The following is a 6000-nucleotide window of genomic DNA, read 5'->3' on the forward strand; positions in this document are numbered from 1 at the left end:
GAGCACGCGTTCACCGCCGTCGGCGTAGGTTCGGTAGGATTTCAAAATGGCAGTGGGCATGACGTGGAGCGGCGCCAGCCCTGGCATGCCTTCATCAAAGAACATCGCCCCCGCCGGCGGGCGGCGAAACTGCAAGCTAACCGCGCTTGCGAGTGCCTTTTCACTGTCGGGCGAGCCCAATAGAACCGGTGCGCTGCTATGTCGGCGGTCTACCGGCGCAGATGGGATCCGCACGCGATACGGCGGCGCTTGGGGACAGGATGTCACGATGGGTTCTCGTCCGATATTCATTCTCGAGGAGCAGTGGTCTCAGGGTGAGCGCGCGAATGCACCTGGAAGTCCGAGCCGTACAACATGGGTTCGAGCAGATCGTGGTCGTCGGGATGCAGACTCCAACGATCGATCGCGGCCATCAGCACGAATCGCTCGCCATCGTCAATCTGGCAGTCGGCTTGAGCGACGGCTGTACACAGGCGCAGCACGAGGCGCCGCATTCCGTCGTCGACGACTTCGTCCAGCATGCGGTCCAGCAGTTCGCTTGGGAAGCGTACTTTGTTGCCGCAGCGGGTCGGACCCAGCAAGTCCGCGCACAGGTCGTGGATCACGCCATGCCACTGCTGCCGGGTCAGGCCGAGCCGTTCACGGGCCTTGAGCGCGTCAAGCGCCGCAGTCTCGACCGTCTCTATGCGGCCGTTGGCGATCAGCGCGAGCGCAACGATCCGTGCCGCGGCCTCGGCACTGTTGAGGGGATACGCGCGGAGCAGCGGGTTGGGGGCGTTCATGTTGGCGCTCCGTTCGGAGGGGCAGCCAGGGTGCCGCCAGAGGCAGCTATCCCAGCACCAGAAGCTGGACGTCGAAATCCGGACGTGTGCGGGCACGGGTTCTCATGGGAGGGTTCGCGCAGAGAGATTGCGGAAGAATCAATAAAAAAAGACCCGTGGCGCGGAATGTAGGGCGTCGCTGGCAACGTCGGCGTGTAGCACTGTCGCCCACCCCCGGCGCCGGCGGTCACTGTGGGTGGTGGAACAGTGCCAAGCAAGCGGCGCGGCAACAGGGCCGAAGCGACCGGGGCCGCTGGGATACGGCGCTGCGCGCTCATGGCCCGCTCACCCATAACAAAGCCATGCCAACCCCCAAGCTGGCCGGGATGCCGACCCGCGCGAGCACGCCGGCCGGGGCGCCGACGATCACCTCGATCGGCACTGAGCAGTGGTCGAGCAGCCGGTTGGTGAGTGAATTCTCGACGGCGCGCACGAGCACGCTTTTGCGCGCCGTGCCGATCACAATACGGTCGCAGCGCAGTAAGCGTGCCGCGTCAGCGATACAGCGCGCCTTGTCGCCAACCTCCACATGCACGCGGTAGGCAATACCAGTTGCGTCGAGCAGTTGCCGCGCCTCGGTGAGCGCTTTGGCGGCGTCTTCGCGGTGAAAATCGGCGCGCAGTTCCCGGCTGACGTAACGCGCCACATAAGCTGAAAAGGGCGGCTGCACATTCAGCAGGTGAACCAGTTGCACGTCGCCGCGGTGAAACCTGTCGATGGCGTGCCGCACAGCCAGCAGAGCGTTGGTCGAACCGTCGCAGGGCAGTAGGAGTGTGATCATGTTGATGACTCCAGAAAGGGTTGAAAAGTGCCCGGACTTGACCGATGTCGGCAGTCCATGCGGGCGGGATACTCACTGTGTAAAAATCGACTTCGCCAGCGGCATTCGGTCTCGGGACGGCCCGGCTCGCTCATGCGGTGTCTTAGCGGGAAGGGGTGGGTGCGATCGAGGTGCTTGACGGCCAGCCGGCCGACGCGGTCTGCGGCACGGTCGATGGCGACGTACATATCGGCGCCGACGCTCTCGACCACGGCGTCGGACGCTTCGAGCAGGTGGAACTGGATGCGGCAGTGCATGTCCACCCCGCCGCACGACCCCTTCTCGTCACCGATACGGACCGAGACCGGCCGGATGCGGTCGCCGTTGTGGCTGAGGACGAAGCCCAGCTGACTTCGGACGTGCCCGCCCAGCGCCTGCGTCACTGTGAACCCTTGACCGTGAATGTCGACAACCACTGTGCACCTTTTGTTTCGCCGTCAGTGGCGATACACAGAATCTAGGGCCGGACGTCGTCCGCGAAAAGCAGATTGTTCTACTTCAATCGTACCGAAAAACCATACAATTTGACCAACATCTCCCGCAGCCTCCGACTGTGGCACTCATGAACTACAAACACCTCCACTACTTCCATCAGGTGGCCAAGCTTGGAGGTGTGCTGCGCGCCAGCGAACAATTGCACCTGTCGCCACAGACCATCAGCGGGCAACTCCAGTTGCTGGAGGAGGCGCTAGGCACGCCTCTATTTGCCAAGAGCGGGCGCGGTTTGGTGCTGACCGAAGCCGGGCGCATGGTGCTGGGCTATGCCGAGAACATCTTCTCGATCGGCGCCGAGCTCAAAGAGGCCGTGCGCGACTACCCCCGCAAGGGCAAGCTGCTAGAGTTCCGCGTTGGCGTGGCTGATGCCGTGCCGAAGACGATCGCCTGTCGGCTGATCGAGCCGGCCACGCAGTTACCCGAGCCGATTCGCATCGTCTGCCGCGAGTGGAAGCTGGACACGCTGCTGGGCGAGTTGGCCCTGCACCGACTGGACCTCGTGATCTCCGATGCGCCGATCCCTTCCGCCGTAAGCGTGCGCGCCTTCAACCACAGGCTGGGCAATTGCGGCGTTAGCTTCTTCGCGGCACCGTCGCTGCTCGAATCTTGCAAGGGTCAGTTTCCGAACTGCCTCGACGGCGCGCCTCTTCTCATGCCTGCCGAGGATTCTGCAGTCGGCCAGCGATTGCGGTCTTGGCTGCAGGCGCGCTCACTGCACCCCCGAGTCGTCGGCGAGTTCGACGACAGCGCCCTTGCAAAGGAGTTCGGGCGCCGAGGTCTGGGCATATTCGTCGCACCCACCGTGCTCGAGCGGGACATCGAGAAGCAATACGGCGTGCGCGCGCTTGGCGCGACGCACGAGATTGTGGAGGAATTTTTCGCGATTTCAGTCGAGCGTCGAATCACGCACCCGTGCGTGACGGCGATCACCGAGGCAGCACGCAACGAGCTTTTCACACCTCTCGCGCGGCGGCCGCTCGCAAAGTAAGCTATCTCACGAGCGCTTTGCATGTGAGCGTGTAGGGTCGTGCAGTCCAGTGACCTTGCCCCTGACCACTCCAATCTTCGCCGAGCTGCATTGCCAGCTCGCTGGCGATGCAGCTCAATCCCCATCAACCCAGAAACCAATCGAGTAATCTTGAACTTGGCCTTCCACTTTTGATTGGTACGTCCACAGGGGGTAGGTCAGCCTACTGATCATCCTCGTGGGGCTGTACGTCGGCTATCACGGCTGGACTGCACGTTCTCAATAAAGTGGCAATGCGGTGCCGTCACTCATGGCTGTGGCCGTGACCACCGTTTCCAAGATTGCTGAGCTTTTCGCAGCCGGCCAGTGAGCCCAGAAAGGCAACGATCAGAAGTGCGCTGAAGAAGGTTTTGAGAGTTTTCATGGTGAGTGAGATTGATTTACAAGGAGATCAGAGAATATGCATGCTGGTGGCGCCGCAGCTGTCGTCGCGGCGCCTTTTTTGAGCTCACATGGGTTTGTTCACATCAGATGCGCGTAATTCGAAACACAGAGGCGGGTGGCAAGTTGAAGAGTGAGCTTCCGATGCGCTCTGCCCTCAAGCCCATCCGGGCAAGAATCTCTGGTGCAACGGGACATTTGGTCATGTAGGTGAACTGGTAGAGAGCTGCCCCTGCACGCAGGCTCTGCATGCAGGCCCCCACCACGTTCCACTGCGAGCGCGTGCCCATGGTCAGAAGTGGCAGGCCTGAGATCACGGCCTGAGCTTGCATCGTCTTCCACGGGTCCTCCCCCCGCCGCATGCGCGTAACATCCATTTCGAGCAGGCGCGCCTCGGGGAAGCGTTGACGCAGTAGCGCTGTGAAGTCTGGACTGTTCTCCACCAGCGTGATGTTGGACTCGGGCACGCCTTTGGAGAGGATGCATCGTGTGAAAGCCCCTGTTCCTGGGCCCAATTCGATGACAGGTCCCGCATCAGGCCGGATGTCGCGAGTGATGATGCGCGCGAGGGCACTGCTTGATGGGGCCACGGCTCCTATTCTCATAGGGCGCTTGAGCCAGCTTTTGAAGAAGATAGTTTGATCAGTTGTAGAGGGCACGAACGAATCCTTTTGGGGCGCACCAATCACCCCAGCGTGGCGCTTAGGGCGATCGATGCATTCTGGAGATCGTGGCGATCCAATGCGGTGCGCGAATCGCCTTGCGGTCGATTGCGCACGCGCTGCAAGTCGCCGTTTTCTTGGACACCTGTATCGGAGATACAGGTGTCCTTGCCTATCACTGAACCCGTTTGATGTCTGTGTAGTCGCCGCGAGTGCGCAGAATGACTTTCACATCAGCCTGACCGCGGTTGCGCCAGAACCAACCGTGGTTGCCGGTGAACGCGGCTTCGAGCACGCCTTCATCGGTCGCAACACCACGGCCTTTTTCGTAGCTGATCGACTTGCCCGGTGCGTCGCCGTGGGTGTCGAAGTTGACCGCACCACCTTCGACGATCCACTGGTACTGCGCCTTGCCGCCTTCGACCATCTTCAGCTTGATCTCCGTGCCTTCGCCCGGGGTCAGCGTGAAGGGCGTCTCGTCTTTCCACGTCACCTTGGGTGCAGCAGAAACGGGAGGAGCTGCGACGGCGGGTGCCAGTGCTTGCGCTTGTGCTGCATTGGCCGAGGCCATGCCAATTGTTGCCACAGCTGCCTGTGCTGGCGCTCCTGCGGAGGCGGCTGCGTCGGCAGCAGCCTCCGCTGCCAGCTGGTTCTTGATCTCGCCCATCTCGGTCATTCGCAAGACCCGGCCGATGCCGGTGGGATCGACGCCGTATTCGGCCGGCAGTACGACGGCCACGAGAAGGACAACCGCCGACACAGCGGCGAGGATGGTGGAGCGCAAGAGCTGTTTGGAAGAAGGCAGCTCGGCGCGGGTGGGGGAATCGCTGTTGTACATGTTGAAGGTTCCTTGGGTGTTCACGACACGAAGTAGCCGGTGAGCTGCATGCCCACCAGAATGAAGCCCGCGCTCATCATGGCGACGTTGGCTGTGTAGGCATGGCGAATGAAACTGGGCGTGCGGCGCCAGTAGCTCATGCCGATGAGTATGACGGCCAGCGCCAGCAACTGCCCGATTTCCACACCGACGTTGAAGGCCAGCAGGTTGGGCACCAGTCCGTCAGGCGAGATCTCGTACTCGATGATCTTGGTGGCCAGACCAAAGCCGTGGAACAAGCCGAACACCAGCGTGGCCACCTTGGTGTTGGGCTGGAACCCGAACCAGCGCTGATAGGCGCCGATGTTGTCCAGCGCCTTGTAGACGACGGACAAACCGATGATCGCGTCGATCAGGTAGCTGTTGATCCCGACGTTGAAGTACACGCCCAGGATCATGGTGGTGGAGTGACCCAGCGCAAACAAGCTCACATAGATGCCGATGTGCTTGATGCGGTAGAGAAAGAAGATCACACCGAACAAAAACAGGATGTGGTCGTAGCCCGTCATCATGTGTTTGGCGCCCAAGTACACAAAGGGCAGCAGATTGACGCCCGAGATTTCCTGGATGTAGCCCTTGTCACCCTCGGTGACGGCGTGGGCAAAGACCTCTGTCGTGCCCACGAGCAGGCACATGAAGAAGGCAAAGAGCAAGAAGAGACGGGGATGCCCGATCGCCCATGGCGAACGCGGCAGCCTGTCGTGGACATGGCTGTGCATGAAGACTCCAATTGTCTGAAAGAAAAGGGGAGCGCGGCACGAAGCCGCGCGGGAGCAGAAGTGCGGTCTCAGCCCATGGGCGGGCGTTCGAGCCGTGATGCCGCGGCCATGGCAATCCGCAGCCGTGCTTGCCCGATCCAGTCAGGAAGCAGCGGAACAGCCACGCTCCATGTGATGGGCAGGGCGTGGGCTTTGTCG

The 6000-nt window shown here is 61.5% G+C and carries 7 protein-coding genes; 1 reads left to right on the plus strand and 6 read right to left on the minus strand.

Annotated features, from left to right (window positions below):
• Window positions 1-287: 287 nt before the first annotated feature.
• The 3 genes from J2X09_RS25385 to J2X09_RS25395 form a co-directional block, all read right to left on the minus strand.
• Window positions 288-782, minus strand: a complete 495-nt coding sequence (locus J2X09_RS25385) for a TerB family tellurite resistance protein (protein ID WP_204735611.1) — start codon at window positions 780-782, stop codon at window positions 288-290.
• A 313-nt stretch (window positions 783-1095) separates the two neighbouring features.
• The gene (locus tag J2X09_RS25390) at window positions 1096-1602 is read right to left on the minus strand and encodes a universal stress protein (protein WP_137918451.1); all 507 of its coding nucleotides are present in this window, start codon (window positions 1600-1602) and stop codon (window positions 1096-1098) included.
• Entirely contained in the window at window positions 1599-2057 is a 459-nt protein-coding gene (locus tag J2X09_RS25395) for an HPF/RaiA family ribosome-associated protein (protein WP_310309726.1), read from the minus strand. Before J2X09_RS25395 ends, J2X09_RS25390 begins: the two co-directional genes overlap by 4 nt.
• Before the next feature lie 146 nt (window positions 2058-2203).
• On the opposite strand from J2X09_RS25395, the gene nhaR reads away from it, so the two are divergent.
• The gene (gene nhaR, locus J2X09_RS25400) at window positions 2204-3124 is read left to right on the plus strand and encodes a transcriptional activator NhaR (protein ID WP_204735609.1); all 921 of its coding nucleotides are present in this window, start codon (window positions 2204-2206) and stop codon (window positions 3122-3124) included.
• Window positions 3125-3630: 506 nt separating this feature from the next.
• Here nhaR and J2X09_RS25405 read toward each other — a convergent pair.
• From J2X09_RS25405 to J2X09_RS25415, 3 genes are all read right to left on the minus strand, one after another.
• Window positions 3631-4011: a class I SAM-dependent methyltransferase gene (locus J2X09_RS25405; protein WP_310309727.1), complete on the minus strand. Its 381-nt coding sequence runs from the start codon at window positions 4009-4011 to the stop codon at window positions 3631-3633.
• A gap of 370 nt (window positions 4012-4381) precedes the next feature.
• Window positions 4382-5044: a transmembrane anchor protein gene (locus J2X09_RS25410; RefSeq protein ID WP_204735607.1), complete on the minus strand. Its 663-nt coding sequence runs from the start codon at window positions 5042-5044 to the stop codon at window positions 4382-4384.
• A gap of 20 nt (window positions 5045-5064) precedes the next feature.
• On the minus strand, window positions 5065-5718 hold the full coding sequence (locus J2X09_RS25415; protein WP_310309733.1) for a HupE/UreJ family protein: 654 nt from the start codon (window positions 5716-5718) through the stop codon (window positions 5065-5067).
• Window positions 5719-6000 lie beyond the last annotated feature (282 nt).

Source organism: Hydrogenophaga laconesensis, assembly GCF_031457235.1.
In the GTDB taxonomy this organism is placed as follows: domain Bacteria; phylum Pseudomonadota; class Gammaproteobacteria; order Burkholderiales; family Burkholderiaceae_C; genus Hydrogenophaga; species Hydrogenophaga laconesensis.

Coding starts and splice junctions, on each gene's coding strand:
- J2X09_RS25385 (WP_204735611.1), bottom strand. CDS start 782: ATGAACGCCCCCAACCCGCTGCTCCGCGCGTATCCCCTCAACAGTGCC.
- J2X09_RS25390 (WP_137918451.1), bottom strand. CDS start 1,602: ATGATCACACTCCTACTGCCCTGCGACGGTTCGACCAACGCTCTGCTG.
- nhaR (WP_204735609.1), top strand. CDS start 2,204: ATGAACTACAAACACCTCCACTACTTCCATCAGGTGGCCAAGCTTGGA.
- J2X09_RS25410 (WP_204735607.1), bottom strand. CDS start 5,044: ATGTACAACAGCGATTCCCCCACCCGCGCCGAGCTGCCTTCTTCCAAA.
- J2X09_RS25415 (WP_310309733.1), bottom strand. CDS start 5,718: ATGTGCCTGCTCGTGGGCACGACAGAGGTCTTTGCCCACGCCGTCACC.